The sequence below is a fragment of the Streptomyces katrae genome, from assembly GCF_000966975.1.
In the GTDB taxonomy this organism is placed as follows: domain Bacteria; phylum Actinomycetota; class Actinomycetes; order Streptomycetales; family Streptomycetaceae; genus Streptomyces; species Streptomyces katrae.
Map to the genome: position 1 here is coordinate 1 of NZ_JZWV01001492.1, position 262 is coordinate 262.

A 262-nucleotide genomic window follows, 5' to 3' on the forward strand; every position below is an offset into this window, starting at 1 on the left:
GCCTCGCGGACGTGGCGTACCCAGTAGTCGGCCGAGCCGGCCTCCTCGGCGGTGAGGGTCCGGCCGGTGAGGGTGGAGACGACCGGGAGCGCCGGAGCCTCGAAGGCGACCGATTCCGCGACCTCGCGGAAGGCGTCGAGGATCGGGTCCATCAGCGGGGAGTGGAAGGCGTGGGAGACGGCCAGGGCCTTGGTCTTGCGGCCCTCCGCGGCGAGCTTCCCGGCCAGTTCCGCGACCGCGTCCTCGGCACCCGAGACCACCA

At 73.3% G+C, this 262-nt stretch carries 1 protein-coding gene; it reads right to left on the reverse strand.

Features of this window, described 5'->3' with window-relative positions:
- The coding region (locus VR44_RS38600) for an acyltransferase domain-containing protein (RefSeq protein ID WP_157880542.1) at positions 1 to 262 on the reverse strand (262 nt) is incomplete at both ends.